This window comes from Nocardioides psychrotolerans, from assembly GCF_900113685.1.
Taxonomy (GTDB): Bacteria; Actinomycetota; Actinomycetes; order Propionibacteriales; family Nocardioidaceae; genus Nocardioides; species Nocardioides psychrotolerans.
Genome location: NZ_FOQG01000015.1, coordinates 12,757 through 36,546, shown reverse-complemented (window position 1 = coordinate 36,546; position 23,790 = coordinate 12,757). Strand labels below are relative to the sequence as shown.

Below are 23,790 nucleotides of genomic sequence, written 5' to 3'. Positions count from 1 at the left end.
CCCCGGTCGCTGCCCGAGGGCGTCAACGTGCTCCGCTGCGACTTGGTGGGGGAGTTGGTCCTGCGTGACATCCCCGGCGGGTTCGGTCTGGGGGTGGAGATTCCACACCCTGGTGAGGCCACTCCTGGTACGCCAACGCGAGCTGGTACATCAACCACGCGAACCGGCCGAGCAACATCACGGACAATCAGGCTGAGGAGCAGATTCGCGCAGCAAAGAACAACGTGGCGGGTGCCGACAACGACTGTGGCCGCGGCCACAACGTGAACCGGGACGCCAACTACGCCGGTATCACGAGCCTCAACCCGAACATCGCCCTGAACGCGGACGGGGACGTGATCTGCAGCGGCAACAGCGACAGCATCAGTGTGGTCGGTTTCGGCAAGCTGCCCGAAGGAGTGCTCGGCGTCTCCTGCCCGAAGCGGAGCTCGCTGGACAGCAAGGAGCTGATCGTCGACGACATCCGGATCAGCCAGGACAGCTCCACTTTCACGCTGACACCGAACGCGCTCGGGTGCGTGTCGCGCTACGACTTGCAGGCGCTGGTGACGCATGAGTTCGGGCACTTCTTTGGGCTGGGGCACGTCTCGGAGTCCAAGCGTCAGCAGATGACGATGAGTCCGCTCGTGGGTGCGTGCACGGCGGCTGAGCGCACGCTCGGCCTGCGGGACATGCTCGGGTTGGAGGTGTTGTTCTGATGTGGTCGGCGCGCGGCGAGCGGAGGTCTCGGCCCTCTGTCTCCGAGGCGGCGAGGGCGATGGAGAAGATGATCGTCACCACCGGGTTGGTGGTCTCGGGGTCGGTGTGGGCTGGGCCCGCCCAGGCGGCCGAGGTCGCCATAGACAGCTCGACTGCGACGACGGTGCGCACCATCGTGCGCACGACGTCGTGCGAGCAGGGTGGAACGATCACGACCACGATCCGCCGCAATGAGAGGTGGGTGAGCGTCAGCTTCGAGCTGTCGGGTGCGCTACCGCTGGAGCAGTATGGGTTCGGCGCGGAGTGGGTTGCCAAGCAGCGGGGAAAGGCGGGCCAGCCCGGCTCGTACGATGGGGCAACTGCCACGAGCTTGTTCGGCACTGCCGACCTCGCGGGCTTCGCCGCGCCGGTCAAGTCGCGGGTGACCTACAGGTTCGTGGCCTACAGCTCCAGAAACCAGTGCTTTGCCAAGGGGTTCGTCAGGCCCGCCTAGACCACGCCTAGGCCGTGCAGAGTCCGGTCGAAGCCGTCATCCTTCGTCCGGCGCTCCGCCCTCGGTCGGCGTTCGGAGAAGATCTACGGAACCGTCACCCTGGTCCACGACCTTCATGCCGATGTCCATGAGAGCCTCGTACACCCGCGACGACATAGACATGAAACATCCCTCCTGCGTCTTGTTTATATGCGCAGGTCAGAGGGCCTCAGGCAACGAGGGTGTATCCGCGAGGCGAGGCTCACGAGCAGGAGGGCGAGAGGGGTCGGAGCCAGTCGCTGCCGAGACGCGGTCGGCATTGCGCTCGCGGTCCCACGCCGTGCTTTCGCGTGGCACTGGGTGTCCTGCCTGGATCGTGCCCGTTGGATCTGTCCTCACCAGTCACATCAGTGGTACCTCTCCACAGATTCGTTTCGGACCCTGGCGTCACGTCGAGAGGTGGGCCTATGTTCGGTCCCAGGAACCTGACTCGGGAAACGGGGACCGTCGTGGCGACCACGCAGGCAGAGACGCTCGACCAGCACAGGACGCTGGTCGACCACCTCGATGAGCGCGTGCGCGCCCTGGTGCGCGGCGAGGGGGTCGACCCGCAGCGTGACGCGACCGTCGTACGACGGATCGCCGAAGGCGTCGTGCGCGAGCACGACGAGCGCAGCCTGACCGGTCAGGTCGCTCCGGTGCCGGACGTGGGCACGATGGTCGGGGAGCTGGTCGCCCGCGTCGCGGGCTTCGGGCCGCTCCAGCCGTTCCTGGACGACCCGACCGTCGAGGAGGTCTGGATCAACGACCCCTCGCGGGTCTTCGTGGCACGTCATGGCCGTCACGAGCTGACCAACCTGATCCTCACCTCGGCCCAGGTCTCAGAGCTGGTCGAGCGGATGCTCAAGTCGAGCGGTCGCCGCATCGACATCTCGCAGCCCTTCGTCGACGCCATGCTGCCCGAGGGGCACCGGCTCCACGTCGTCCTCGAGGGCATCAGCCGCGGGTTCTCGGCCGTCAACATCCGCAAGTCAGCCACGGGGCCACCGTAGGGGGTCTGACCTGCGCAAACGTGATCACTGCGCACCCTCGGTCCGCGTGGAGTCCGCAGCAGCGCCGAGCACGTCGTCGACGGCAGTGCGCGTGAGGTCCTCAGAGTCAGGCCAGATGTGGGCGTAGGTGTCCAGCGTCTCCTTCGCTGAGCCGTGACCCAGCCGGGCCTGGACGACCTTGACGCTCTCACCATGCCGGATCAGTAGCGAGGCGTAGTAGTGCCGCAGGTCGTGCAGCCGCGTCTTCACCGGCGCGCTCGTCGCGTTGACCGCCTTGCGGAAGGCGCGGGTCACGTGGTCGCGGTAGAGCAGCCCGCCGCCGGGCTCGGTGAAGATGGCGCCCTGGTCGCCGGCTGGGAAGTCGGCCAGGTGCGCCGCGAGGGCGTCGACGACGGTCTGGGGCAGAGGGATCGTGCGGTACGAGGCCTTCGTCTTCGGCGGCCCGAACGTTGGGGGCCACGTCAGCATCAGCTGGCGGTCGACGCGGAGTGTGCGTCGCAGGAAGTCGACCCGGTCCACCGTCAGGCCCGCGGCCTCGCCAGGGCGCAGACCGGTCCCGGCCATCAGCAGGACGATGGCTCGCCAGCGGGCAGGCATCGCTGCCTCGAGCTCGAGCACGGCCGACGTCTCGAGGAGCAGGATCTGAGGGTGCTCGACGAGCGGCAGCGTGATCCGTCGGCAGGGCGACTGCGCGATAACGCGGTCGTCGGCTGCGGCGCGGAACACCGCCCGCAGGTGCTGGTAGGTCACCTGGACAGTCGACGGGGCGACCTTGGTGGAGAGGTGCTGCACCCAGGCCTGGATCTCTGAGGGCCGGATCGAGGCCATCGGCCGGTTGCCGAAAATCGGCAGCGCATGCACCCGCAACGCTGAGTCGACAGCCGCCCGAGTGTTGGCCCGGTGCACCTGCCTGGCCTGCCACGCGGCCGCGTAGGCGCCGAACGTGACCTTGCCGGCCTTGGGGTCCACGTACTGCCCCGTGAGGACGGAGGCGGTCACCTCGTCGAGCCACCGCTGGGCGTCGACCTTACGGTCGAAGTGGCGGGCGTGCTCCTTGCCCGCGTCGTCGCGGTACCGGGCACGCCAGCGACCGTCAGGCCTCTTCGCGATCGACGCCATCAGTCCGTCCTGAGGTCCGGCAGGCTCCGCACCAGGTCGTCGATCCTCGTCCGAAGCTCGGGGTCCGATGGGTCGTCGCTGCTGTAGACCAGGTCCGTGACCTCGTCCATGGTGCGACCAAGAGACTCGGCGGCGCCCGGATTCGTCTCCGCGAGAAGCTTCATCGCTGCATCCACGGCATTCTTGACGGTGTCCCGGTAGCGGGTCGTGAAGTTGCCGAGCAGAAGCTTGCGCACGAGCGACCCGTCGCCGTACAGAGCGTCCAGCTGGGGAAGACCCAGCGCATAGGCCAACGAGATGCCCTCGGCCATGCTGACGGGTCGCCGGCCTGCCTCAACCTTCGCGACGGTGGTCTGCCGCCACGTCGGATGACCCAGCGCAACCATGCGTGCCGCCAGAGCCTCTTGCGACCAGCCAGGGCCTGGCGGGTGCTGCGCCTTACGCGAGGCTCGGATGTTGGCGCCGAGCAGAACGGCGGCGTCTGCGAGTACATCTGCCATCGATTCATCCTTCACGAGCATGAGGTTAATGCCCACAGAGTCTCGCCGATAGGCGTTGGTGGGCTTAGGCTGTTCTATGCCCTGGTCGGGTAACTGTCAACCTTTGGGAGCATGTTCATGGCGGATTCGCTGCTCGACATCGAGGAGGTGTCAGCGCGGACAACGGTCCCCGTCGGCACTCTCAGATATTGGCGTCACCTCGGCACCACCGGACCCCGCTCGACGCGGATCGGTCGACGCGTCGTCTATCGCGAGTCCGAGGTCGAGGCCTGGATCGAGGCGCAGTTCGCCAACGCAGTCGGTGACGACCTGCAGGCGGCTGGTCAGTGAGCGCCGCCGACCAGTTCCGCGAGCTCCTCGACGAGGAAGGCGCCGGCGACCGCCTCACCCGCTGCGCCGACCTCCTCAACCAGCGCAAGCTCGTCGCCGACACCATCGACGAAGTCCGCGCCCTCGTCGACCAGGCCGCCACCAAGATCGCGGCCGCGGTCGCGATCGACGGCACCACACCCCCACCCGAGCTCGTGACCGAGCACGACGGCCTCGTCGCAGCCTGGCGCGACCTCATCCGGTTCCAGCTCCACTCCGACGCACGGTGGGTCGACCTCCTCCTCGGGAACCAGGCTTGACGCCGCCGCGCCCGGGCGAGGTGAAGTGGACCCGCCAGATCGACCTGACGACCGTGCACGAGCGCGACCGCCGCAAGGCCGCCTGGGCCACCCACGTCCCACCCGGCGCGAGCGTCCGAGTCGTCGTCGGTCGGAACGCCGGCCCCTACGGCAACTTCGACACCTACGAGACCCCCCGCGGCGAGAACCACCGCGTGATCGACGCCGTCCTCGCGATGCTCGACGCCGGCATCCATGTCGACATCGTGGGCTCACCCGACGCGCTCACAGCCTGGGGGGAGGCCATCGCATGGCACCGCGGCAAGTAGTCGACCTCGACGCCTACCTCAACAACTTCCGAGCCCGCGTCGTCCAGGACGCCTTCCTTGAGGCGACATCGCGCTACTGGTGGCGCCGGGCCGAGCAGTTCGAAGCCGCACGACCCCGCCGCACCGACCACTACCCCCGCGACATCAGCGCGGCCACGGTCGCCGCCCAGGACGAGCGCATCGCCGCCACCGCGCAGGCCTGCCGCTACCGCGCCGTCATCGCCCACTCCACACGACTGGAAGCCGCCGAGTGACCGAATACGCCGACGCGAACGCCCTCGGCCTGGCACCGATGGGCGGACCCAACGAGGACGACGAGGACCTCGCCCGCCGCCTGGAACTCGTCCGAGACCACCGCCGGCAGGTCGACATCGAGAAGGGCCGGATCCTCGCCCGCGAGCAAGCCCACGCCGAGATCCGAGCCGACAAGGTCGCCGACACCGACTTCGCCAGCCTCTACCTCAGCCGCTCACAGCTGCTGAACATGCCGACCCCACAGCCCCTCATAGACAACGTCCTGCCCCGACACAGCTACGTGATCCTCCGCGGCCGCGACCAGTCCTTCAAGAGCTTCGTCGCCCTCGACTGGGCCTGCTGCCTCGCCACCGGCAAACCATGGCAGGGGCACACCGCCAAGCCCACCCCCGTGCTCTACGTCGCTGGCGAAGGCGGCTACGGGCTCGCCCGCCGCATCGAAGCATGGGAGTACGCCTGGAGCCACCTCATCGACGACCGCATGCTCACCGTCCGCAACGGCGCCCTCGACCTGCACCGACCCGGCCCCGCCTTCGACGACCTCCTCGACGTCGTACGCCGCGGTCAGTACGGCCTGGTCGTGATCGACACCCTGCGGCGCGTCTCGGGCAACGCTGACGGCAACTCGTCCGAGATGGGGGTCGTGGTCGACAACCTCGACCGGATCCGCCAGGAGACGACAGACGGCACCGTCCTGGCCGTGGCGCACACCGACAAGGGCGATAACGATGCCCGCGGCTACTCCGGCATCGAGGACGACGCCGACGTGGTCTGGTCGGTCAAGCGGGACGACATGTACCTCGCCCTCGAGCTCGCCAAGATGAAGGACGGTCCCGACGGCCGAACCGTCCACCTGCTCGCCAACAAGACCCTCGACTCGCTCACGCTCAGCGCAACCGGCGGTCTGCCCAAGCCCAACACCACCGAGTCGCAGATCAAGTTCCTCGACGTCCTCCGAGCGTCCGACCCAGACGGCATGCCCTCCGGCCGACTGATGAGCCTCTGCACGGCCGCCGGTATCGGCGAGTCGACCTACTACCGGGTGGCCCGGGAGCTCGCTGAAGCCGGTCACATCGTCAACCTCGGCACCCAACAGCGGAAGGTCTGGGCCATCCCACCGATAGAGGACAGGTCTCACGACCTCTCACCACAGGAAACCGCCCCTGACCTGGGCGGCTCTCACAACTCTCACGACTCTCAACCTGCACTCTCACTCACTACTCTCACTCTCACCTCCCTTAAGGGTGAGAGTGAGAGAGAAGTCCGAGAGGACCCCTCGTGACCCGCATCGAGGTCGTCTACGACCAGGTCACCAACCACCAACTCCCAGCCTGGGCGCGTGTCTGGCTCTGGGCCCTCGCCAATGCCAACGAGCACGGCCACGCGAGGGCCTGGCCAGGCGAACTCCGACGCGTCCTCCACGCCAACGCCAGCGACGTCAGCCGAGCCATCCGCCTCGCCCGCGAACGCGACCTCCTCGACCCCACCTCTAGCGCCTACTGCCTCGTCCTACCCGGCCGAGCCATCGCACCCTGCGAAGCCACCCACCGGGAGGCGTCATGACCCAGCAGCAGGCCGACCCCCTGACCCAGGACCCGCCACCCCAGCACCCCAGTCCCTGCCCCGGCTGGTGCTGCACCCCGACCACCACGGACCACGACGAGTGAGCGGCACCTGGTCCGGCCGCAAGGTCACCGCCGCCCGCGCCCTCGTAGCCGCCCGACTACCCGCACCCTGCGCCCGCTGCGGCCGCACCATCAACGCCGACGACAACCCACGCACCTGGATCGTCGGCCACATCAAACCCCGAGCAACCCACCCCCACCTCGAAGACGACCCACGCAACTGGCGCCCCGAACACCGACGCTGCTCCAACAAAACCGGATTCGCAACCGCACTCGCGAAAGCCCGACTCGACGGAGCACGAGCCGAACGACGCGGCGATTTTTCCCACGACGACGACGCTGGCAGCCACCACTTCCGGTCTTCTCTCTCCCCGACCTCGGACGGCCAGTGGGAGGTTCATCCGCGGCTGAGGTGGGCGCATCACGTCGCGACGGCGCCGGGTTGGCTCGCGCCGTACCTCGTGGTGCCCGAGGACGCGGCGCCGCCGCTGGCGATGACGGAGGTGCACCCTCTGGCGGTCTGCAGCTACGCCGCGGAGGGCTGCACGCACGGGTGGCGGGGGGTGCCGTTCGTGGTGGAGCCGTCGGCGATCGCGTGGGTGGAGCGGGAGCGGACGATCCGGCTGCGGTGGTGGCAGCGGCTCGCGATGGTGCGCCAGCTCGAGCACGATGTCGATGGTCGGCTGTTGTGGCGGGTGGTGGTGGAGTCGGGGTCGCGGCGGATCGGGAAGTCCGAGCGGCTGCGGTCGCTCGCGCTGTGGCGGATGGAGCGTGGGGTCGAGCTGTTCGAGCCGGAGCAGGTCGTGGTGCACGTTGGGCGTGATGTCGGCGTGGCCAGCGAGGTGCAGGCGAGGGCGTGGTCGTGGTGCCGGCTGCGCGGGTGGGACGTGAAGACGGGCAACGGCAAGGAATCCGTGACTCACACCAACGGGGCGCGGTGGTTGGTGAAGTCGCAGAACGCCGGCTACGGCTTCGACGTGCACCTCGGCCTGGCGGACGAGTGCTGGGACATCGTGCCGCAGAAGATCTCGGGGGCGATCGAGCCGGCGACGCTCGAGCGGGAGTCGTCGCAGCTGGTGCTGACGTCGACGAGCAACCAGGCCGCGACGTCGCTGATGAAGAACCGGATCAGCGCGGCGCTCGCGGCCGACGACGGGCGGACGTTGCTGCTGCTGTGGGGTGTCGAGCCAGGCGCGGACCTCTTCGACGAGGCGACGTGGCGGGCGGCGTCGGCGCACTGGACCGAGGACCGGCGGGTGATGATCGGAGCGAAGCTGCGGGAGGCGCAGGACGCTGGCCCGCAGGTCGACGACCCGGACCCCGTGGGGTCGTGGGCGAACAACTATCTCAACGTGTGGGACCTCGTGGTCCGCACGAAGGAGCGAGGGGACCTGGTCTTCGACGGCGACTCGTGGGGGCTGCTCGAGGTCGAGGTCCCGGAACGTGCGCCGGACGAGGCGGCGATCGAGTCGTGGTTCGGGGAAGGCCTGTCGGTCGCGTTGGCGTGGCGCCTCGAGGGTGGACCGGTGGTGGTGCGGGTGCTGGCGTACGACGACCTGCCGGCCGCGGTGGCAGCGGTGAAGGCGGCGCGGTTCCGTGGGACGACGACGGTCGGGGCGACGCTGCTCGGTGACCCGGCGCTGTCGAAGCTGCGGGCCCGGCCGGGGCAGGGCCGGACGTCGGACGCGGTGAAGGAGCTCGCGCGGCTGATGGGTGAGGACGCGGTGCGTCACGACGGCCAGGAGCACCTACGCGGCCAGGTTCTGGCGCTGCGGACGGTGCCGGGTGTCGACGGGCGGCGGGTGTCGTCGAAGGGCCGGGCCGACGCGGTGAAAGCCGCGGTGTGGGCGATCGGCTCGGCGCGAGCTCGCAAGGGCCGCCAGCGGCTCGTGTTGCCTAGTTCGTGACACGGGGTCGGCCAGATCCTGCAACGGCAGGGGTCGGCACCGACGTACTGGCTCACCATCGGCGACGTGGGTGTGCTGAGGTCGCTGTTCACGGGTCGTCCTGACCCGATGCTCGTTGCTGCCCTCGACGCCTCTCAGGACGGCGCTGAGACGTTCGCGGTCGACGCGGCGTCGGTGCCGGCCGAGGTGTTCGGGCTCGGTGGCTACTCGGCCTCGGTCGCGCCGGCCGCCCGGGTCCAGCGCCGCGAGGCGATCCAGGTCCCCGCGGTGAAACGCTCACGCGACCTGGTGTGCGGCACGCTCGGTGGTCTCCCACTCGACCTCTTCGACGGCAACCGGCAGCCGGTCGCGCAGTCGCCGTTCGCGCAGCCCGAGCGAAACGTGCCCCGGTCGGTCACGATGACGCGGCTCTTCGAGGACATGTTCTTCGAGGAGATCGCCTGGTGGCAGGTCACCGAGCGGTACTGGGCTCCGGCCGGCCAGCTCGGCTACCCGATGTACTTCAAGCGCCTGGCCCCGGGCCGCGTCCAGGTCGACGACGAGCGCGACCGGGTATACGTCGACGGCAAGGAAGCCAGCCAACGCGACCTGATCCGCTTCGACTCACCGACCGACGGACTCCTCAAGGCCGGCGCCCGCGCGATCCGCACGTGCCTCGCGCTCGACGTCGCTGCGGCCAACGCTTCCGACGGTGTCCCGGCGGTCCAGTACTTCATGCCGACCGAGGGCGCTGACCCGGCCGAGGACGACGAGATCCAGGAGCTCCTCGACGCCGCGCAGGAGGCCCGCCGTCGCCGCTCGATCGGCTACGTCCCGGCCTCGCTCAAGCTCGTCGACGGCACCTGGGACCCGGCGAAGCTGCAGCTGGTCGAGCAGCGCCAGCACGCCGTGCTGGAGATCGCCCGCGTGTCCGGTGTCGACCCCGAGGAGCTCGGCGTCTCGACGACGTCGCGGACCTACTCAAATCAGTTCGACCGGCGCAAGGCGTTCACCGACTTCACGCTCGGGCTCTACCGCCAGGCCGTGGAGGACCGGCTGTCCATGGGCGACGTCACGCCCCGTGGCCAGTACGCCAAGTTCAGCCTTGACGCGTTCCTGCGCTCCGACCCGCTCAGCCGTTACCAGGCCTACGCCGCCGGCCGCGAGGTCGGTGCGCTCGACGACAACGACATCGCCCGGCTCGAGGACCGCCCCGCGCCGGCAACACCCATCAGCACCAACACCGAGGAGTCCAACGTGATTACCCTGCCAGGAGTCGCAGCGTCCGCGACCGGCCCGATCGTCACCTTTGGCGACGCACCGGCCATCCGTCTCGACGCCCCGCAGAACACGGAGGCCTTCGAGGTCGACGTCGAGAAGCGCACGATCAAGGGCCTCGCCGTCCCGTACGGAGTGCCCGGCCGCAGCAACGGCAAGACCTTCCAGTTCGCGAAGGGCACGCTGAAGTACGCCGACGTGCGCCGGGTGAAGCTGTGGGTCCAGCACGACAGCAAGCAGGCCGTCGGCGTCGCGACCAAGCTCGACGACCGCGACGACGGTCTGCACGCCGAGTTCTCCGTCGCTCGCGGCGAGGACGGTGACCGGATCCTCGCGCTCGCCGAGGACGGCGTGCTCGACGGCCTCTCGATCGGCCTCGGCCAGGGTGGGCAGTTCCGTCTCAAGGACGGCGTCCACTTCGCCCAGCCCGGCGTGCCGCTCATGGAGATCTCCCTGACCCCGGCGCCCTCCTTTGACGATGCCCGTGTGCACGCCGTCGCTGCGTCCGCAGCTGGTGACGGCGGCGACGGTGCCGAGGCCTTCGAGGCCGCGACCGCCACTCTCGGCAAGGTGCTGCTGCAGGCCTTCGGGTCGCTCGGCACCAACCCGCTCAACCCCCAGGGCTCCGGCCCGGAGCAGATCTCCGCGACCCAGGGCCTCGCGGTGAACGAGCCCTCGCCCTACCGCTTCGACGGCGTCAAGGCCGAGCACTCGTTCACCGGCGACCTCCGCGACGCCCAGCAGGGTGACCCCGAGGCCCGCCAGCGCATCGAGGAGTTCACCGACGAACTCGCGAGCTTCGCGGTCACCACGACCAACACGGCCTCGCTCAACCCCACCAAGAACCGCCCCGACCTGTACGTGCCGAACCTGCAGTTCAGCCGGCCGTTGTGGGAGCTGGTGTCCAGCGGGGTCGTCGAGGACGTCACCCCGTTCACGGTGCCGAAGTTCGCCTCGGCCGCTGGCCTGGTCGGCGCGCACACCCAGGGTGTCGAGCCCACGCCGGGCTCGTTCTCGGCCACGGTGCAGACGATCACCCCGGCCCCGAAGTCGGGCAAGATCGAGATCAACCGCGAGGTCTGGGACCAGGGCGGCTCGCCGCAGGCCGACGCCATCATCTGGGGCGAGATGCTCAACGGCTGGTACGAGTCGCTCGAGACGATGATCGCCACGACGCTCGCCGCCATCGGCACCGCCGAGCTCAACCTGGCCGGCGCGGTCGACGCGCCCCTGGTCGACGCCCTGACCGGCTACTTCGCCGGCCTCCAGTTCGTCCGCGGCGGCAACCGCTTCACCCAGTTCGCCGCCGACGGCAACCTCTTCCCCGCGCTGGTTAGCGCCAAGGATGGCGACGGGCGACCCCTGCTCCCGATCCTCGGCCCGACCAACGCCCAGGGCAGCACCGACGGCAGCTTCGACCGCGTCGCCGTCGGCAACCAGAACGTCCGTGCCGCCTGGGCGCTGGGCACCGGCAACGACAAGAAGTCGTACAACTTCGTGAAGTCGTCGGTCTGGGCCTGGGCCTCGACCCCGAAGAAGTTCACCTTCGAGTACCAGGTGAAGTCGATCGACATGGCGATCTGGGGCTACGGCGCCAGCGCGGTCCTGCGGGACTCCGACGTCAAGCCCGTCGACTACACCACCTCGGACACCCCGTGAGCCCCCGTCGCAAGGCCGGCATCTCGCCGGCAGCGAAGGCAGGGCAGCCGGCGGCCGCGGACCCCACGGAGTTCGTCGGCCGTAACGACCGGGGTGCGGTGCGCCCGGCCGACGACCGGTACCTCGCGGATGCCGAGCTCGACAAGCGCGACGCATACCTGCTCGAGGTCACCGGCCCCGACGCCCAGCAGCTCATCGCCAAGCGCGAGGCGCTGCGGGTGCTGCTCGACGAGCTCACCGACGAGCAGCTCGCCGAGCTCATGCCGCCGGGTTACGAGGGCAGCCGCATTGCGCTGCTCGACCACCTCGAGGCCTCCGCAACCGAGATGCCCAACGCCGCCTACCGCGAGCTGCTCGAGGCCGCCACCGCGGCCAGCGCCACCGACGACGACTGACCGGAGAGCCACGCCATGACCGAGCCCGCACCCGAGCCCCCGCCGTACCCCTGGCTGGCGCCTCAGACGGTCCTGGCGTGGCTCAAGGTCGACCCGGCCAACACCCAGCGCGTGACCCTGGTCGAGGTCTGCCGGATGGGCGCAGCGTCGTGGATCGAGGACCAGCGCAAGGACCTCGTCGTCGCCGGCGTCTTCGTGGCCAAGGACCGCGTCGTGATGGCCGGCCTGCTCGCCACGGCCCGCCTGTTCGCGCGCACCGATAGCCCCAATGGGGTCGTCTCGTTCGACGAGCTCGGCACCGGTTCGATCCTCTCCAAGGACCCCGACGTCATGCGCCAGCTCGGCCGCAGCAATTTCAAGGTCGGCTGATGGGCGGCCTGGTCAACGCCACCACCGGCGCCGCTGCAGCGGTCAACGCGCTCGAGGGCGACGTCCGCTGCTACACCGACCCCGCGGACGCGATCAACAACCGTCCCTGCCTGCTCATCGCACCCCCGACGCTCGACTACGCCGACGGCACCATGACCGGCCCCACGGTGCGGTTCCGCATCATCGCGCTCTCGTCGTACGCCGCGGGTGTCTTCGACGCCCTGGCCGAGCTCGACGACCTCGTCGACGCCACCGACCAGGCGCTGACCGTCGAGCGCGCTGAGCCCATCCAGTACCCGCTCACCAAGGACGGGTCCCGGGTGGCCGCCTACCTGCTCACCACGACCGACTACCCGCTCAGCAACTGAGGAGAAACCGATGACCATTCAGTCCTACAAGATGGGGCCGGGCACCCTGAAGTTCGGGACCGGTCTCGCCACCGACGCGTCCTGCCAGGTGAAGTCCTGCCTCGTCACGTGCGAGGAGAACGTCGACACCGAGGACCCCGTACCCGTGATCTGTGGGGAGGAGCAGCCGGGCGAGGAGACCGTGCGGCTGACCTGGGGCCTTGAGGCGACGCTCCTGCAGGACCTCGCCGCGGCCGGGTTCGTCACCTGGACGTGGACGAACAAGATGACCGAGCAGCCCTTCGAGTTCATTCCGAACACGGTCTCGGCGCGCAAAATCAACGGTGTCATCCACGTCGTGCCCATCTCGATCGGTGGTGAGGCCAAGACCCGGCCCACCTCGGACATCAAGTGGCGCGGCAAGACCGGGTCCGACTTCGTGCTCGGTGCGGTCGTCGTCTGATGGCCGCCGCACGCAAGCAGCGCTGGCACGTCTACGACGCCACCATCGATCACGTCGTGTCCCCGGAGTTCGACGACGAGGCCGGAGCGAAGACCTTCGCCAAGCTCATCGCCGGCTCTCACGACCTGGTCATCAAGCGCATCGACGCCGACCCGCCGGCACCGCCCGACTGATGGCCGGCGAGCCCATCGTCGTCGAGGGCGCGGACGAACTGACCCGCACCTTGCGCGCCGCTGCGAAGGATCTGGATGACCTAGGCGAGGTCAACCAGAGAGCCGCGCAGACGCTGCTCGAGAAGGCCAACCCGCGCACCCCCCGCGAGAGCGGTGCGCTGGCCTCCTCGGGTGGTGTGGCCACCGACGGCGATGGCGCCACGGTCACCTACGACGAGGTCTACGCCGGCGTGATCCACAACGGCTGGGCCGAGCACGGGATCGATCCCCAGCCCTGGCTGGCCGAGACCGCAGCGCAGCAGGAATCCACCCTCGTCGACGTCTACGTCGACCACATCACCGATGTCCTCGGCCGCGTCCGAGGGCTCTGAAGGAGCAACCACCCCATGACCATGACTCTGCCCCGCTACACCGTGCTCGTCGCCGACGTCGAGCACCCCGGAGACCCCGACCACGCCAGTGAGCACCAGGTCACGATCCTGCACGGCGACCAGTTGCGCGCCGAGCTCGAGGGCCCCCGCAACATGATCCCCGGTATGGACAAGGCGCCGATGCACGGCATCACGCTGTGGCTGTGGGCCGCGCTGATGCGCACCCACGCGGTCGACCAGCCTTTCCAGGAGTTCCTCCCGCGGCTGCTCGCCTTCGAGGACGCTACCCAGACCGCGGCCGCAGACGTCGACGGGCTGGCCACGCCGGCGGACCCTACCCAGCCTCCAGTCGGGTCCGGCTCGCCCTCGGTCTCACCCTCCACTTCGGTGACCTCGACCGATGGCTGGCCGGTTTCGAGCCCGACCCCGACCGGCTGATTGCCACCGCGCTCGACGTGCTCGAGCAGATGCACCCCAACCAAGACGACTGAGGAGGACCTGTGGGTGGCGCAGTCGCACTGGCGATCAAGGTCTCCGCTGACGCCAAGTCGGCGACGGCGGAGCTCGACCAGGCCACCCAGACGACCTCCAAGCTCGGCACCGCAGGCAAGGCAGCAGGTCGGCTCCTCGCAGCCGGCCTGCTGCTCGCCGTCGGCGCGGCGATCAAGTTCACCGCGGCAGCCGCCGAGGACGCGCAGGCGCAAGCAAAGCTGGCTCAGACGGCCAAGCAGGTAGCCGGCGCGACCGACGAGCAGGTCTCCGCCATGGAGAGCTGGATCGCCGCTCAGGGGCGCTCGAAGGGCATCGCGGACGACCAGCTGCGACCGGCGATGTCGAAGCTCCTCACGGTCACCAATGACGTCGGGAAGTCGCAGAAGCTCGCGTCGCTGGCCATGGACATCAGCGCCCGCACCGGCAAGAGCTTGGAGTCCGTCACCCAGGGGCTCGCGAAGGCTCAGACGGGGTCGGTCGCCGGGCTCTCGAAGTACGGCGTGCAGACCAAGGACGTCGAGGGCAAGACCCGGAGCCTGGCCGCGGTGCAGGGTGATCTGGCCAAGCTCTACGGGGGCGCGGCCGCCGCGGCCGCCGACACCGCAGCGGGCAAGCAGAAGATCCTCGCCGTCCAGATGGACGAGCTGCAGGAGTCGATCGGAACCAAGCTCCTGCCGGTCATGCTGAAGCTGACCTCAGCGGGCCTAGCCGTCGTCGACTGGATCACGCAGAACCAAGAGGTCGCGCTTGCGATCATCGGCGTGCTGGGCGGGCTCCTGGCCATCATCAAGGCCGTCTCCGTGGCCCAGCAGGCCTGGTCCGCAGTCATGAAAGTCGTGGCGGCCGCACAGTGGCTCCTCAACGCCGCGATGGCCGCCAACCCCATTGGCCTCGTGGTCATCGCCATCATCGCGCTGGTCGCCGTCTTCGTCATCGCCTACAAGAAATCGGAGACGTTCCGCGACATCGTCAACGGCGCCTTCGACGCCGTGAAGAGCGTCGTCTCAGGGGTCATCGACTGGTTCCGCACGGCAGTCCCGGCCGCCTGGGAGACCGTCCGAGCGAAGACAGTGGCGGCGTGGGGCGCGGTCGTCGACTTCATCAAAGCCATCCCCTCGAAGCTCGTCAGCGCGTTCATGAACTTCACCCTCCCCGGGCTGATCATCAAGCACTGGGACGACATCAAGTCGAAGACCTCCGCCGCCTGGGGTGCCGTCGTCGACTTCGTGAAGGGCATCCCGGGCAAGCTCGTCGGGTTCTTCCTGACCTGGACCCTGCCGGGCCTCTTCATCAAGCACTGGGACGACCTCAAGAGCGGCACGATCCGGGTCGCGACCTCGGTCGTCGACTGGGTCGCTGGCCTGCCGGGCAAGATCATCGGCCGGCTCTCCTCGCTCGGCTCAATGCTCCTCGAGGTCGGCTCGTCCGCGTTCGGGCGGCTCCGCAGCGGCGCGGAGGAGAAGGCCGGCGCGCTGCTCGAGTACGTGCGCGGCATCCCCGGCCGGGTGAAGAACACGCTCAGCAACCTCGGCAGTCTCTTGCTCAGCGCCGGGTCGGCGATCATCCAGGGCCTCATCGACGGCATCCAGTCGAAGATCGGCGAAGTCACGTCGATGCTGCAGGGCCTCACGGACAAGATCCCCGACTGGAAGGGGCCCGCGGGCCGCGACAGCCGGCTGCTGCACCCCGCCGGCCGCCTGATCATGGACGGCCTCGTCAGGGGCATCCAGGACGGTTCCGCGGGCGTCGAGAAGGTGCTGGGCCGGGTCACCGCGCTCATCGAGAAGGCGCTGGCCAAGCGGTACGACGGCAAGGAGCTCAAGGCCCGCATTGCCGGGGTGGCGGCGGGGATCGCCGAGGAGACCAAGGCGCTCGAGCGCAACGGGCAGGCGCAGGACCGGGTGACGGCCGCCCTCGAGCGTGGTCGGGCCAAGCTGCAGGAGATCCGCGACACCGCCAGGCAGTACGCCGCGAGCATCGTCGAGTCTTACGCGTCCTTCGGGTCGGTGGTGGGGCTCGGTCAGGGCGAGGACGGCGCCGTCAGCCTGGGCGGCATCTTCGACCAGCTGAAGGACCGCGTGAAGGACGCGCAGCGGTTCACCGAGGTCGTCCAGCAGCTCACCGGTGCCGGGCTCAACCAGACCACGCTGCAGCAGCTCATCGGCGCCGGGGTCGACGGGGCGCTCGCCACCGCTGAGGCTCTCGCGAGCGGGGGCAGTGCCGCGGTCGCTCAGGTCAACCGGATGACCGAGCAGATTGAGGCCGCTGGAGCGTCGCTCGGGAAGTCCGCGGCCGCGGACCTTTACGGCGCGGGGATCAAGGCAGCCCAGGGCCTGGTCGAGGGCCTGGAGAAGCGTGCCAAGGAGCTCGACGCAGTCGCGGACCGTCTGGCCGGTCGCATCGTCAGCACTGTCCTGGGTCAGCTCAACGACAACCGGGACACCCTGACGCAATCGGCCGGCGGCAGTGACCTGGCGATCAAGGAGCAGACACGGGCGCTGAGTGACCTCGCGCTCGTCCAGAGCGGCGACCTGCGCGCCCTGGCCGACGAGGTCAGCCAGATGCGCAGGGAGAACAAGAAGGCCCCGGCCGAGACGTCACGTGCGCTGACCCAGTCTCTGCGCACGTGGCGACCGTAAGAGGAGGAGAGTAGTCATGACGACAACGTCCGTAGCAAGCATCGCGACCCTCGTGCACGGCTTCACACTCGCGCAGATCAACGAGGCGGCCTGGGCCGCCGCCCGGATGAAGGGCAAGGCTCAGGTACTGGACCCCCGGGACTCCTACGACAACGCGTGGCACGCCATCGTCGAGCTGCTCTACTCGCAAGACGAGCCCCCCACCTACTTCGACCTGGTTAACGTCGGCAAGCTCGCGATCCAGCGCGCGATCAACGACGAGTACCACCACGGCGGCATCGACAACAAGACCGGACTCGCTGGCCCCAACATCGGCAAGTACTGGGCCAGCGTGGTCGCCCCTCGCGAGGGCTTCGCCGACCGGCTCATCGATCGGCTGGCGATACCTCACATCCTCGGCAGCCTCACCGAGCTCGAGTACGAGGTCCTCGGCGCCACGATCCACCACGACACTCAACGGGACATCGCGGCCACCTTGGGCATCAGCCGGGAGAGCGTCCAGAAGAACATCGCCTCAGCTCGTGCCCGGTTCATCGCAGCGTGGTTCGCCCCCGAATCGCCGCCGGCCCCGCGAGCACGACGTACGACGTCGGACGACGAGTGCTCGGCGGGTCATTCCCGCGGGGAGCATGGCTTCCGACGCGCTGACGGCCGCCGGTGGGGATGCCGGGTGTGTCAGCGCAACGCCCAGCGTCGCTACCGCGCGCGCGGCCGGTAAGGACGGCCCCCTCAGACACCGCCGCGCCTCGTTCTGGGGTGGAGCCGGGGCGCGGCGGTCCCCATTCGACTATCGTCCGAACCATGGGGTTCACCTTCAACCGACGCAAGCGCCTCGGCCGCAACACCCTCAACGTCTCGAAGACCGGCGCGTCGCTCTCACGACGCGCCGGCCCCGTCACCCTCAGCACCCGCCGCCGCGGCACGGTCCGGCTCGGCAAGGGCCTCGGGTTCCGCTTCAAGCTCTGAGTGTCACCGGGGCGCCTTGTCCCCCCTTTCGAGCGCCGCGGCGAGTGCCCGGGCACAGTTCGCGCAGTCCTGCTCGCGGGTGAGCGCCACCAGGCCGCCCACGACCTCGATCGTGGTCTGCTGCGAGACCGGGAATGGCTTCTCGACCTTCGCTCGGCAGACGCTGACCACGGCAAGACCGAGCGAGCGCGCCATGTCGAGCTCGTCGGTCCAGTACAGGTGCTTGACCTTGCGCCGCACCTTCCCGGCCTGCTCGACGACGTGCTTCTCGACGGCCGCGCTCACCGGTCGACCGCCATGGCGAGGACCTGCACGAGGTGCCGGCGGAGGTAGTCCGCCTCGCGCAGCGTCAGCTCCACGTCGGAGTGTTCGCCGTCCGGCTTGTTGATCGTCAGCCTGACCGTGAGCTCGGCCGGCGGATCACCGGCGCTCAGGTCGGCGCGCAGATGCACGACGACCTCGGGGACGGTCACACCGTTGTCGACCATTTCGCTCTCGTAGCGCCGCCCGGTCGCGATCGCCGGTGACATGTCGGCCGCGCCGGTGTGGTCGGCGGGATGGTGCCCAGCCCCCTGGCCACACCAGGTGAACACCGTGCATGCTTCGGGGGTAGCGCTCTTGGGCGCAGGGGTAGTACCTTCTGTGTCAGACATCTACTTCCCTTTCGGGACCTGACCCTCCAGAGCTGCAACTCTGGGGGGTTTCTTCATGTCCGGGGGAGAGGCTGCAACCCCTCGCGCGGACCTGGTGAACGGTGCGGGACGCGTCCCGGTCGCGATCGCCGAGCTACACCAGGGGCACCCCCGGATTGCTCGCCGCACGGTCCGCAGCCAGTCCGCAAGAACTCCGCAAACGGTCATAACCCGTCAACGGTCGCCAACGACATTCGTGCAGGTCAGATTGGGTGCGGCACGCATCGCCGCAGGTCAGGCGCTCGCCGTGCGGACTCCATCCGCAAGTTCGTGCTGCGGGCGGCGCGGCTCTCCGACCTGGTCGAGCTCGGCAGCCTGACGCCGCGCGCGGCGGCGTTCCTCGAGGCATCGGTGCGGGCCGGGCTCAACATGATGGTCGCCGGAGGCACCCAGACGGGCAAGACGACCATGCTCAACTGCCTGGCTGCGGCGATCCCGGGCGGGGACCGGGTGGTGTCGGCCGAGGAAGTCTTCGAGCTGCGTTTCCCGCATCCGGACTGGGTGCCCCTGCAGACCCGCCAGGCGGGGCTGGAGGGCACGGGGGAGATCAGGCTGCGTGACCTCGTCAAGGAGAGCCTGCGTATGCGTCCCTCGAGGATCATCGTCGGCGAGGTCCGCTCCGAGGAGTGCCTCGACCTGCTGCTGGCGCTCAATGCCGGTTTGCCCGGCATGGGCACGCTGCACGCCAACAGTGCGCGCGAGGCACTGGTGAAGATGTGCACGCTCCCGCTCCTGGCGGGGGAGAACATCTCGGCCCGCTTCGTCGTGCCCACGGTGGCGAGCTCGGTCGACCTCGTGGTCCACCTCGGCATCGACCGGCACGGGATCCGTCGGGTCGACGAGATCGTGGGGGTGCCCGGCCGGGTGGAGAACGACGTCATCGAGACCGAGACGATCTTCGAGCGGCGCGGGGGCGACCTCGAGCGCGCCAACGGGATGCCGCCGCGGCCCGAGCTCTACGAGCGGGCCGGCCTCGACATCCACCAGATCCTCGGTGAGGGACGCTGATGGGTGCGCTGGTCGGGCTGGGCGTCGGGACCGGGCTGCTGCTCGTCTGGTCCGCCTTCTTCCTGCCCCGCAGCGCCGTTCGGCCCACGCGGGGCGAGAGCCGCAGCGCTCGGCTGCTGGCCCGCGCCGGGCTCGGCGACGTCTCACCGACCGGCTTCGCCCTGCTCTGCCTGGTCTCCGGCTCGGTCTGCACGGTCGTGCTCCAGGCCATCTCCCGCACGGCTCCGGTGGCGCTGACGTTCGGGGCGATGGGTGCCTACCTCCCGGTCGCGATCGTCGCGGGTCGGGCGCGGCGTCGTCAGCGGGAGTTCGCCGAGGTCTGGCCGGAGGCGGTCGACAACCTCGCCTCCGCCGTCCGAGCCGGGTTGTCGTTGCCCGATGCCCTCGCCGGCCTGGCGGTGCGAGGCCCTGAGCCGCTGCGCGACGCCTTCGACGCGTTCGCCCTGGACTACCAGGTGACGGGTCGCTTCGGCGACTGCCTCGACCGGCTCAAGGCCAGGCTCGCGGACCCGGTCGGGGACCGGGTCGTCGAGGGCCTGCGGATCGCGCGAGAGGTCGGCGGCGGCGAGCTCGGACGGCTGCTGCGCAACCTGTCCGGCTACTTGCGCGACGAGGCTCACACGCGATCCGAGCTCGAGGCCCGCCAGTCCTGGACGGTCAACGGAGCCAGGCTCGCGGTCGCCGCGCCCTGGTTGGTGCTGCTGATGATGTCGTTGCAGTCGGAGGTGATCCGCCGCTACGCCTCGCCCACCGGGGTCGTGGTGCTCGTGGTCGGTGCCTCGCTGTGCCTGGTGGCCTACCGACTGATGATGCGCATCGGCCGCCTCCCGGTCGAGAGGCGGATCTTGTCGTGACCATGCTGCTGTGGGGTGTCATGCTCGGTGGGCTTGCCGGCGCCGGCCTCGTGCTGGTCGTCGCGCGGGCGCGGGTGATCGGTCGCCCCCAGCTGGCGACCCGGGTCCTGCCCTACGTGCGGGACCTGCCGCAGGTGGGTCGCACCCCGGCGCTGCGGGTCGCATCGACCTCGCCGACGTCGGCCGCGGCAGGGGTGTTCGGACCGGTCCTCCGGTCGTTGGCCGACGGCGTCGAGCGGGTGCTCGGTGGCTCGGCGTCGGTGCGTCGCCGGATGCAGCGCGCCGCGATCGACAAGTCCGTCCACGACTTCCGCGTCGAGCAGGTCCTCTGGGGACTGACCGGCTTCGCGCTGGTCGCCGCCTACGGAGTCCTGAAGACCCTGACCAGCCCGGGTGGCGAGGTCACGCTGGTCGTGCTCTGTGCGATCGGCTTCGCCCTCGGCGTCATCGCTCGCGACAACCACCTCTCGGGCCAGGTCAAGGCACGCGAGCGCCGCATCCTGGCCGAGTTCCCCACGATCGCCGAGATGCTCGCGCTGGCCGTCGCGGCCGGCGAGAGCCCGGTGGCCGCCCTCGACCGCGTCGTAGGACGAAGCGGCGGCGAGCTCTCCGCCGACCTGGCCCGCGTCCTGGCGGCCGTCCGCACCGGGCAGCCGGTCTCGACTGCGTTCGACGACCTGGCGGCGACCAGCGGGCTGAGCCTGGTGTCCCGCTTCGCGCAGGGCATCGCCGTGGCCGTCGAGCGGGGCACGCCGCTGGCCGAGGTGCTGCACGCGCAGGCCGCCGACGTACGTGAGGCAGGGCGGCGCGAGCTCATCGAGGTCGCCGCGCGCAAGGAGATCCTGATGATGGTCCCGGTCGTCTTCCTGGTGCTCCCCATCACGATCCTGTTCGCCTTCTGGCCCGGCGTCGTGGGCCTCGACCTGACCACTCCGTGAAGCCTCCAGGAAGGGAAATCACCATGGGGAACACCGCACTGCTGCTCGTCACCCGTCTCCACCTCGCGCTCGTCGCGCCACGTCAGCGAGACGAGCGTGGTGACGTGCCGGGCTGGGTGCTCGTCACCGTCATGTCGGCCGGCATCGTGATGGCGATCTGGGGCGTCGCGCGCCAGGAGCTGACCGAGATGCTGAGGTCGGCGCTCAACTCGGTGCAGTAGTGCTGCACCGGCTGCGTGCCCGCTCCCAGCGTGGCGCGGCGGTCGTCGACGTCGTGCTGGTGATCGTCGTCCTCGTGCCGCTCGTGCTCGGCATCGTCCAGGTCGCGCTGGTGATGTTCGTGCGCAACACCCTGGCCGCAGCGGCCTCCGAGGGCGCACGGCTCGCCGCGACTGCCGACCGTGGTCCGGGCGAGGGTGTCGCGCTGACGCGTGAGCAGGTCGACCAGGCGATCTCGGGCCGTTACGCCCAGGACGTCACCGTACGACGGGTGCTCATCGACGGCGCCCCCGCCATCGAGGTCACCATCCACGCGCGGGTCCCCGCCCTGGGCCTGGGCGGGCCTGCCATCGAGCTCGACGTCGCCGGTCACGCGATCGAGGAGCGGCCGTGAGCAGCCCGCGGCCGCGCGGCGAGCGCGGTGAGCGCGGCAGCGCCGTCGTCGAGCTGACCTGGTTGGGCATCCTCCTGCTCATCCCGACGCTGTGGATCGTGCTGTCGGTCTTCGAGGTGCAGAAGGGTGCCTTCGGCACCAGCGCGGCTGCTCGCGCAGCCGGTCGGGCCTATGCGTTGGCGCCGAGCGACGCGGAGGGCCAGCGTCGTGCCGAGCAGGCGGCGCGGCAGGCGATGACAGACCAGGGGCTCGAGGACGTGCCGCTGACGGTGCGGGTCACGTGCGAGTCGCCGGGCACGAGCTGTCACAGCGGGGGAGCGGTCATCACCGTGCGGATCTCCTCCCGCGTCGACCTGCCGCTGATGCCGGAGGTGCTCGGTGGCGACAAGCCCAGCTTTGCGCTGGACGCCACCCACGTGGTGCCTGTCGGGCAATACCAGGAGGTCCGATGAGTGCCGCGCGAGCACGGGACGAGCGTGGCTCCTCCATCGTGCTCATCTGTGGCTTCGCGGTCTTCCTCCTGATGACGATCGCGATGGTGATCGACGCGTCCGCGGCCTACCTGCAACGGCAGAGCCTCGACACGCTCGCCGACGGGGCAGCGCTGCGCGGTGCCGACCTGGGTGCCACCGGCACCGACGTCTACGAGGGTGGGGTGAGCCAGGACCGGCTCGAGCTCACCGAGGCGCAGGCGCGCGAGGCGGTGCGTTCCTACCTCACCGACGTGGGCGCCCACCGACGCTTCCCGGGGCTCTCCTACGACGTGCGCGTCGAGGCGACCCGCGTCGTCGTCGACCTGCGCGCGCCGCTCGACCTGCCGCTCACCGTGCCCGGCTCGCCCGACCGTCCCGTCGTCGGCGCCACCGGGTCGGCCGTCGTCGCGCCTGACGAGGCGGGATGAGAACGGGCCCGAGTCGGGGTCAACCCGCGGTGAGGCTCCGCCAGCACTTCACCCGAAAGGGTGGCCGAAAGGGCTCTTGCTCGCTACCGTCGAGGTCATGCTCCCTCGGATCCTGGCTGCCCTCTGCCTGACCATGACGACGCTCGGGGTCGCGACCATGAGCCCCGCCGAGGCGAAGACCCCGGAGCAGGGCTACCAGTCCTCCGCCTTCGCCGCGACCAACCAGGCCCGGGTCGCGCACGATCGGCTCAAGGTCAGGGTCAACGGCTGCGTGCAGCGCTTCGCGGTCCGCCAGGCCAAGCGCATGGCCGCCCAGCAGGAGATGTTCCACCAGGACCTCGGCCCGATCCTCACCACCTGCGGGCTGAGCAAGGTCGGGGAGAACGTCGCCTACGGCTACTCCTCCGGCAGCTGGGTGGTCAAGAAGGGCTGGATGAAGTCCGCGGGCCACCGGCACAACATCCTCGACAACGACTTCGCGCTCCTCGGTGTCGGAGCACGCCAGGGCGCCGACGGCACCTGGTATGCCGCGCAGGTGTTCGGCCGGCGCTGACCCCTCCCGGGGCCATGCAGGACCGACCGATCGGACGATGCGGGTCCCCGAGCACGTCATTAGCGTCGGAGCCATGCTCTCTCGGATCCTCGTGGCCGCCGCGCTCGCGCTCGCGGTGCTCGTCGCGAGCCCGGCCGAGGCGCGGACGCCCGAGTCGACGTACCAGTCGGCGATCACGGTGACTACCAATGAGGTCCGCGCGCTGCGCGACCGGGTCAAGCTGCGCGGCAACGACTGCGTGCAGCGCTTCGCGGTGCGCCAGGCCAAGCGGATGGCAGCGCAGGAACGGATGTTCCACCAGGACCTCGGGCCGGTCCTGAAGGAGTGCGGGCTCCGCAAGGCGGGGGAGAACGTCGCCTACGGCTACGCCACCGGCGTCGAGCTGGTCCTCCAGGGCTGGATGAGGTCCACCGGTCACCGGGCCAACATCCTCGACCGCGAGTTCCGCCTGCTGGGCAGCGGAGCGCGCCGCAGCGAGGACGGCACCTGGTACGCCGCGCAGGTCTTCGGCCGCAAGGGCTGAGCCCGGATCGA

At 69.6% G+C, this 23,790-nt stretch carries 34 protein-coding genes; 30 read left to right on the top strand and 4 right to left on the bottom strand.

Features of this window, described 5'->3' with window-relative positions:
• The first annotated feature begins 224 nt into the window (after nucleotides 1-224).
• The 3 genes from BM204_RS16745 (at nucleotide 225) to BM204_RS16735 (ending at nucleotide 2,223) form a co-directional block, all read left to right on the top strand.
• On the top strand, nucleotides 225-698 hold the full coding sequence (locus BM204_RS16745) for a matrixin family metalloprotease (protein WP_091115704.1): 474 nt from the start codon (nucleotides 225-227) through the stop codon (nucleotides 696-698).
• A 59-nt stretch (nucleotides 699-757) separates the two neighbouring features.
• Entirely contained in the window at nucleotides 758-1,192 is a 435-nt protein-coding gene (locus tag BM204_RS16740) for a hypothetical protein (protein WP_143099813.1), read from the top strand.
• Nucleotides 1,193-1,680: 488 nt separating this feature from the next.
• The gene (locus BM204_RS16735; RefSeq protein ID WP_256215759.1) at nucleotides 1,681-2,223 is read left to right on the top strand and encodes a hypothetical protein; all 543 of its coding nucleotides are present in this window, start codon (nucleotides 1,681-1,683) and stop codon (nucleotides 2,221-2,223) included.
• 24 nt (nucleotides 2,224-2,247) lie between these two features.
• Here the strand turns inward: BM204_RS16735 and BM204_RS16730 are convergent, their stop codons facing one another.
• Nucleotides 2,248-3,342: a tyrosine-type recombinase/integrase gene (locus tag BM204_RS16730; protein ID WP_091115700.1), complete on the bottom strand. Its 1,095-nt coding sequence runs from the start codon at nucleotides 3,340-3,342 to the stop codon at nucleotides 2,248-2,250.
• The gene (locus tag BM204_RS16725) at nucleotides 3,342-3,857 is read right to left on the bottom strand and encodes a helix-turn-helix domain-containing protein (protein WP_170259323.1); all 516 of its coding nucleotides are present in this window, start codon (nucleotides 3,855-3,857) and stop codon (nucleotides 3,342-3,344) included. The genes BM204_RS16730 and BM204_RS16725 overlap by 1 nt, the downstream gene beginning before the upstream one ends.
• Before the next feature lie 102 nt (nucleotides 3,858-3,959).
• Between BM204_RS16725 and BM204_RS16720 the strand changes: the two genes are divergently transcribed.
• The 18 genes from BM204_RS16720 to BM204_RS22300 all read left to right on the top strand — a co-directional run bounded on the left by BM204_RS16720 (nucleotide 3,960) and on the right by BM204_RS22300 (nucleotide 17,697).
• Complete coding sequence (locus BM204_RS16720) at nucleotides 3,960-4,172, top strand: helix-turn-helix transcriptional regulator (RefSeq protein ID WP_091115857.1); 213 nt, start codon at nucleotides 3,960-3,962, stop codon at nucleotides 4,170-4,172.
• Complete coding sequence (locus BM204_RS16715) at nucleotides 4,169-4,471, top strand: hypothetical protein (RefSeq protein ID WP_091115695.1); 303 nt, start codon at nucleotides 4,169-4,171, stop codon at nucleotides 4,469-4,471. The genes BM204_RS16720 and BM204_RS16715 overlap by 4 nt, the downstream gene beginning before the upstream one ends.
• Nucleotides 4,468-4,779 carry a hypothetical protein gene (locus BM204_RS16710; RefSeq protein WP_143099811.1) on the top strand — a complete coding sequence of 104 codons (312 nt, stop codon included), beginning with the start codon at nucleotides 4,468-4,470 and terminating at the stop codon, nucleotides 4,777-4,779. Before BM204_RS16715 ends, BM204_RS16710 begins: the two co-directional genes overlap by 4 nt.
• The gene (locus BM204_RS16705) at nucleotides 4,761-5,033 is read left to right on the top strand and encodes a hypothetical protein (protein ID WP_091115691.1); all 273 of its coding nucleotides are present in this window, start codon (nucleotides 4,761-4,763) and stop codon (nucleotides 5,031-5,033) included. The genes BM204_RS16710 and BM204_RS16705 overlap by 19 nt, the downstream gene beginning before the upstream one ends.
• On the top strand, nucleotides 5,030-6,316 hold the full coding sequence (locus BM204_RS16700) for an AAA family ATPase (protein WP_091115689.1): 1,287 nt from the start codon (nucleotides 5,030-5,032) through the stop codon (nucleotides 6,314-6,316). Before BM204_RS16705 ends, BM204_RS16700 begins: the two co-directional genes overlap by 4 nt.
• On the top strand, nucleotides 6,313-6,597 hold the full coding sequence (locus BM204_RS16695; protein WP_091115687.1) for a hypothetical protein: 285 nt from the start codon (nucleotides 6,313-6,315) through the stop codon (nucleotides 6,595-6,597). The genes BM204_RS16700 and BM204_RS16695 overlap by 4 nt, the downstream gene beginning before the upstream one ends.
• 523 nt (nucleotides 6,598-7,120) lie before the next feature.
• A complete protein-coding gene (locus BM204_RS16690; protein WP_091115684.1) occupies nucleotides 7,121-8,566 on the top strand; it encodes a terminase large subunit domain-containing protein in 1,446 nt (481 codons plus the stop codon).
• Between the two features lie 66 nt (nucleotides 8,567-8,632).
• Nucleotides 8,633-11,482 (top strand): phage portal protein, encoded by a 2,850-nt coding sequence (locus BM204_RS16685; protein ID WP_143099809.1) that lies wholly within the window; start codon nucleotides 8,633-8,635, stop codon nucleotides 11,480-11,482.
• Nucleotides 11,479-11,877 (top strand): hypothetical protein, encoded by a 399-nt coding sequence (locus tag BM204_RS16680; RefSeq protein WP_091115680.1) that lies wholly within the window; start codon nucleotides 11,479-11,481, stop codon nucleotides 11,875-11,877. The genes BM204_RS16685 and BM204_RS16680 overlap by 4 nt, the downstream gene beginning before the upstream one ends.
• A gap of 15 nt (nucleotides 11,878-11,892) precedes the next feature.
• Nucleotides 11,893-12,246, top strand: a complete 354-nt coding sequence (locus tag BM204_RS16675) for a hypothetical protein (protein WP_091115678.1) — start codon at nucleotides 11,893-11,895, stop codon at nucleotides 12,244-12,246.
• Complete coding sequence (locus BM204_RS16670; RefSeq protein ID WP_091115676.1) at nucleotides 12,246-12,614, top strand: hypothetical protein; 369 nt, start codon at nucleotides 12,246-12,248, stop codon at nucleotides 12,612-12,614. The genes BM204_RS16675 and BM204_RS16670 overlap by 1 nt, the downstream gene beginning before the upstream one ends.
• Before the next feature lie 10 nt (nucleotides 12,615-12,624).
• The gene (locus BM204_RS16665) at nucleotides 12,625-13,056 is read left to right on the top strand and encodes a hypothetical protein (RefSeq protein WP_091115674.1); all 432 of its coding nucleotides are present in this window, start codon (nucleotides 12,625-12,627) and stop codon (nucleotides 13,054-13,056) included.
• Nucleotides 13,056-13,229, top strand: a complete 174-nt coding sequence (locus BM204_RS22755) for a hypothetical protein (protein WP_170259324.1) — start codon at nucleotides 13,056-13,058, stop codon at nucleotides 13,227-13,229. The genes BM204_RS16665 and BM204_RS22755 overlap by 1 nt, the downstream gene beginning before the upstream one ends.
• Nucleotides 13,229-13,600, top strand: coding sequence for an HK97 gp10 family phage protein (locus BM204_RS16660; RefSeq protein WP_091115672.1), 372 nt, complete (start codon nucleotides 13,229-13,231; stop codon nucleotides 13,598-13,600). The genes BM204_RS22755 and BM204_RS16660 overlap by 1 nt, the downstream gene beginning before the upstream one ends.
• A 15-nt stretch (nucleotides 13,601-13,615) precedes the next feature.
• Complete coding sequence (locus BM204_RS16655; protein WP_091115670.1) at nucleotides 13,616-14,038, top strand: hypothetical protein; 423 nt, start codon at nucleotides 13,616-13,618, stop codon at nucleotides 14,036-14,038.
• Between the two features lie 62 nt (nucleotides 14,039-14,100).
• Nucleotides 14,101-16,731, top strand: a complete 2,631-nt coding sequence (locus tag BM204_RS16650; protein ID WP_091115668.1) for a hypothetical protein — start codon at nucleotides 14,101-14,103, stop codon at nucleotides 16,729-16,731.
• A 16-nt stretch (nucleotides 16,732-16,747) separates the two neighbouring features.
• Nucleotides 16,748-17,449, top strand: coding sequence for a hypothetical protein (locus tag BM204_RS16645; protein WP_091115666.1), 702 nt, complete (start codon nucleotides 16,748-16,750; stop codon nucleotides 17,447-17,449).
• A gap of 83 nt (nucleotides 17,450-17,532) precedes the next feature.
• Nucleotides 17,533-17,697 (top strand): DUF4236 domain-containing protein, encoded by a 165-nt coding sequence (locus BM204_RS22300; RefSeq protein WP_143099808.1) that lies wholly within the window; start codon nucleotides 17,533-17,535, stop codon nucleotides 17,695-17,697.
• A gap of 3 nt (nucleotides 17,698-17,700) precedes the next feature.
• On the opposite strand, the gene BM204_RS16640 is transcribed toward BM204_RS22300, so the two are convergent.
• Both BM204_RS16640 and BM204_RS16635 read right to left on the bottom strand, forming a co-directional pair.
• A complete protein-coding gene (locus BM204_RS16640; protein WP_091115664.1) occupies nucleotides 17,701-17,982 on the bottom strand; it encodes a hypothetical protein in 282 nt (93 codons plus the stop codon).
• Nucleotides 17,979-18,290 (bottom strand): hypothetical protein, encoded by a 312-nt coding sequence (locus tag BM204_RS16635; protein ID WP_147095108.1) that lies wholly within the window; start codon nucleotides 18,288-18,290, stop codon nucleotides 17,979-17,981. Before BM204_RS16635 ends, BM204_RS16640 begins: the two co-directional genes overlap by 4 nt.
• On the opposite strand from BM204_RS16635, the gene BM204_RS23670 reads away from it, so the two are divergent.
• From BM204_RS23670 to BM204_RS16590, 9 genes are all read left to right on the top strand, one after another.
• Nucleotides 18,255-19,397 (top strand): TadA family conjugal transfer-associated ATPase, encoded by a 1,143-nt coding sequence (locus BM204_RS23670; RefSeq protein WP_439895897.1) that lies wholly within the window; start codon nucleotides 18,255-18,257, stop codon nucleotides 19,395-19,397. The two genes, BM204_RS16635 and BM204_RS23670, sit on opposite strands and share 36 nt — an antisense overlap.
• Nucleotides 19,397-20,251, top strand: coding sequence for a type II secretion system F family protein (locus tag BM204_RS16625; RefSeq protein ID WP_091115660.1), 855 nt, complete (start codon nucleotides 19,397-19,399; stop codon nucleotides 20,249-20,251). The genes BM204_RS23670 and BM204_RS16625 overlap by 1 nt, the downstream gene beginning before the upstream one ends.
• Nucleotides 20,252-20,253: 2 nt before the next feature.
• Complete coding sequence (locus BM204_RS16620; protein WP_246166608.1) at nucleotides 20,254-21,189, top strand: type II secretion system F family protein; 936 nt, start codon at nucleotides 20,254-20,256, stop codon at nucleotides 21,187-21,189.
• A 23-nt stretch (nucleotides 21,190-21,212) separates the two neighbouring features.
• Entirely contained in the window at nucleotides 21,213-21,410 is a 198-nt protein-coding gene (locus BM204_RS16615) for a hypothetical protein (RefSeq protein WP_091115655.1), read from the top strand.
• A complete protein-coding gene (locus tag BM204_RS16610; RefSeq protein WP_246166607.1) occupies nucleotides 21,410-21,802 on the top strand; it encodes a TadE/TadG family type IV pilus assembly protein in 393 nt (130 codons plus the stop codon). The genes BM204_RS16615 and BM204_RS16610 overlap by 1 nt, the downstream gene beginning before the upstream one ends.
• Nucleotides 21,799-22,254 (top strand): hypothetical protein, encoded by a 456-nt coding sequence (locus BM204_RS16605; RefSeq protein ID WP_091115653.1) that lies wholly within the window; start codon nucleotides 21,799-21,801, stop codon nucleotides 22,252-22,254. Before BM204_RS16610 ends, BM204_RS16605 begins: the two co-directional genes overlap by 4 nt.
• The gene (locus tag BM204_RS16600; RefSeq protein WP_091115650.1) at nucleotides 22,251-22,703 is read left to right on the top strand and encodes a Tad domain-containing protein; all 453 of its coding nucleotides are present in this window, start codon (nucleotides 22,251-22,253) and stop codon (nucleotides 22,701-22,703) included. Before BM204_RS16605 ends, BM204_RS16600 begins: the two co-directional genes overlap by 4 nt.
• Before the next feature lie 97 nt (nucleotides 22,704-22,800).
• A complete protein-coding gene (locus tag BM204_RS16595) occupies nucleotides 22,801-23,256 on the top strand; it encodes a CAP domain-containing protein (RefSeq protein WP_091115853.1) in 456 nt (151 codons plus the stop codon).
• A 73-nt stretch (nucleotides 23,257-23,329) separates the two neighbouring features.
• A complete protein-coding gene (locus BM204_RS16590; protein WP_170259322.1) occupies nucleotides 23,330-23,779 on the top strand; it encodes a CAP domain-containing protein in 450 nt (149 codons plus the stop codon).
• The last annotated feature ends 11 nt before the right edge of the window (nucleotides 23,780-23,790 follow it).

Bases quoted from the DNA above. Each gene is read 5' to 3' on its own strand.
- BM204_RS16655 (WP_091115670.1), top strand. From the start codon at position 13,616: ATGACCATGACTCTGCCCCGCTACACCGTGCTCGTCGCCGACGTCGAG.
- BM204_RS16740 (WP_143099813.1), top strand. From the start codon at position 758: ATGGAGAAGATGATCGTCACCACCGGGTTGGTGGTCTCGGGGTCGGTG.
- BM204_RS22300 (WP_143099808.1), top strand. From the start codon at position 17,533: ATGGGGTTCACCTTCAACCGACGCAAGCGCCTCGGCCGCAACACCCTC.
- BM204_RS16720 (WP_091115857.1), top strand. From the start codon at position 3,960: ATGGCGGATTCGCTGCTCGACATCGAGGAGGTGTCAGCGCGGACAACG.
- BM204_RS16600 (WP_091115650.1), top strand. From the start codon at position 22,251: ATGAGTGCCGCGCGAGCACGGGACGAGCGTGGCTCCTCCATCGTGCTC.
- BM204_RS22755 (WP_170259324.1), top strand. From the start codon at position 13,056: ATGGCCGCCGCACGCAAGCAGCGCTGGCACGTCTACGACGCCACCATC.
- BM204_RS16615 (WP_091115655.1), top strand. From the start codon at position 21,213: ATGGGGAACACCGCACTGCTGCTCGTCACCCGTCTCCACCTCGCGCTC.
- BM204_RS16590 (WP_170259322.1), top strand. From the start codon at position 23,330: ATGCTCTCTCGGATCCTCGTGGCCGCCGCGCTCGCGCTCGCGGTGCTC.
- BM204_RS16595 (WP_091115853.1), top strand. From the start codon at position 22,801: ATGCTCCCTCGGATCCTGGCTGCCCTCTGCCTGACCATGACGACGCTC.
- BM204_RS16620 (WP_246166608.1), top strand. From the start codon at position 20,254: ATGCTGCTGTGGGGTGTCATGCTCGGTGGGCTTGCCGGCGCCGGCCTC.
- BM204_RS16730 (WP_091115700.1), bottom strand. From the start codon at position 3,342: ATGGCGTCGATCGCGAAGAGGCCTGACGGTCGCTGGCGTGCCCGGTAC.
- BM204_RS16645 (WP_091115666.1), top strand. From the start codon at position 16,748: ATGACGACAACGTCCGTAGCAAGCATCGCGACCCTCGTGCACGGCTTC.
- BM204_RS16670 (WP_091115676.1), top strand. From the start codon at position 12,246: ATGGGCGGCCTGGTCAACGCCACCACCGGCGCCGCTGCAGCGGTCAAC.
- BM204_RS16665 (WP_091115674.1), top strand. From the start codon at position 12,625: ATGACCATTCAGTCCTACAAGATGGGGCCGGGCACCCTGAAGTTCGGG.
- BM204_RS16705 (WP_091115691.1), top strand. From the start codon at position 4,761: ATGGCACCGCGGCAAGTAGTCGACCTCGACGCCTACCTCAACAACTTC.
- BM204_RS16675 (WP_091115678.1), top strand. From the start codon at position 11,893: ATGACCGAGCCCGCACCCGAGCCCCCGCCGTACCCCTGGCTGGCGCCT.
- BM204_RS16660 (WP_091115672.1), top strand. From the start codon at position 13,229: ATGGCCGGCGAGCCCATCGTCGTCGAGGGCGCGGACGAACTGACCCGC.
- BM204_RS16625 (WP_091115660.1), top strand. From the start codon at position 19,397: ATGGGTGCGCTGGTCGGGCTGGGCGTCGGGACCGGGCTGCTGCTCGTC.
- BM204_RS23670 (WP_439895897.1), top strand. From the start codon at position 18,255: ATGGTGCCCAGCCCCCTGGCCACACCAGGTGAACACCGTGCATGCTTC.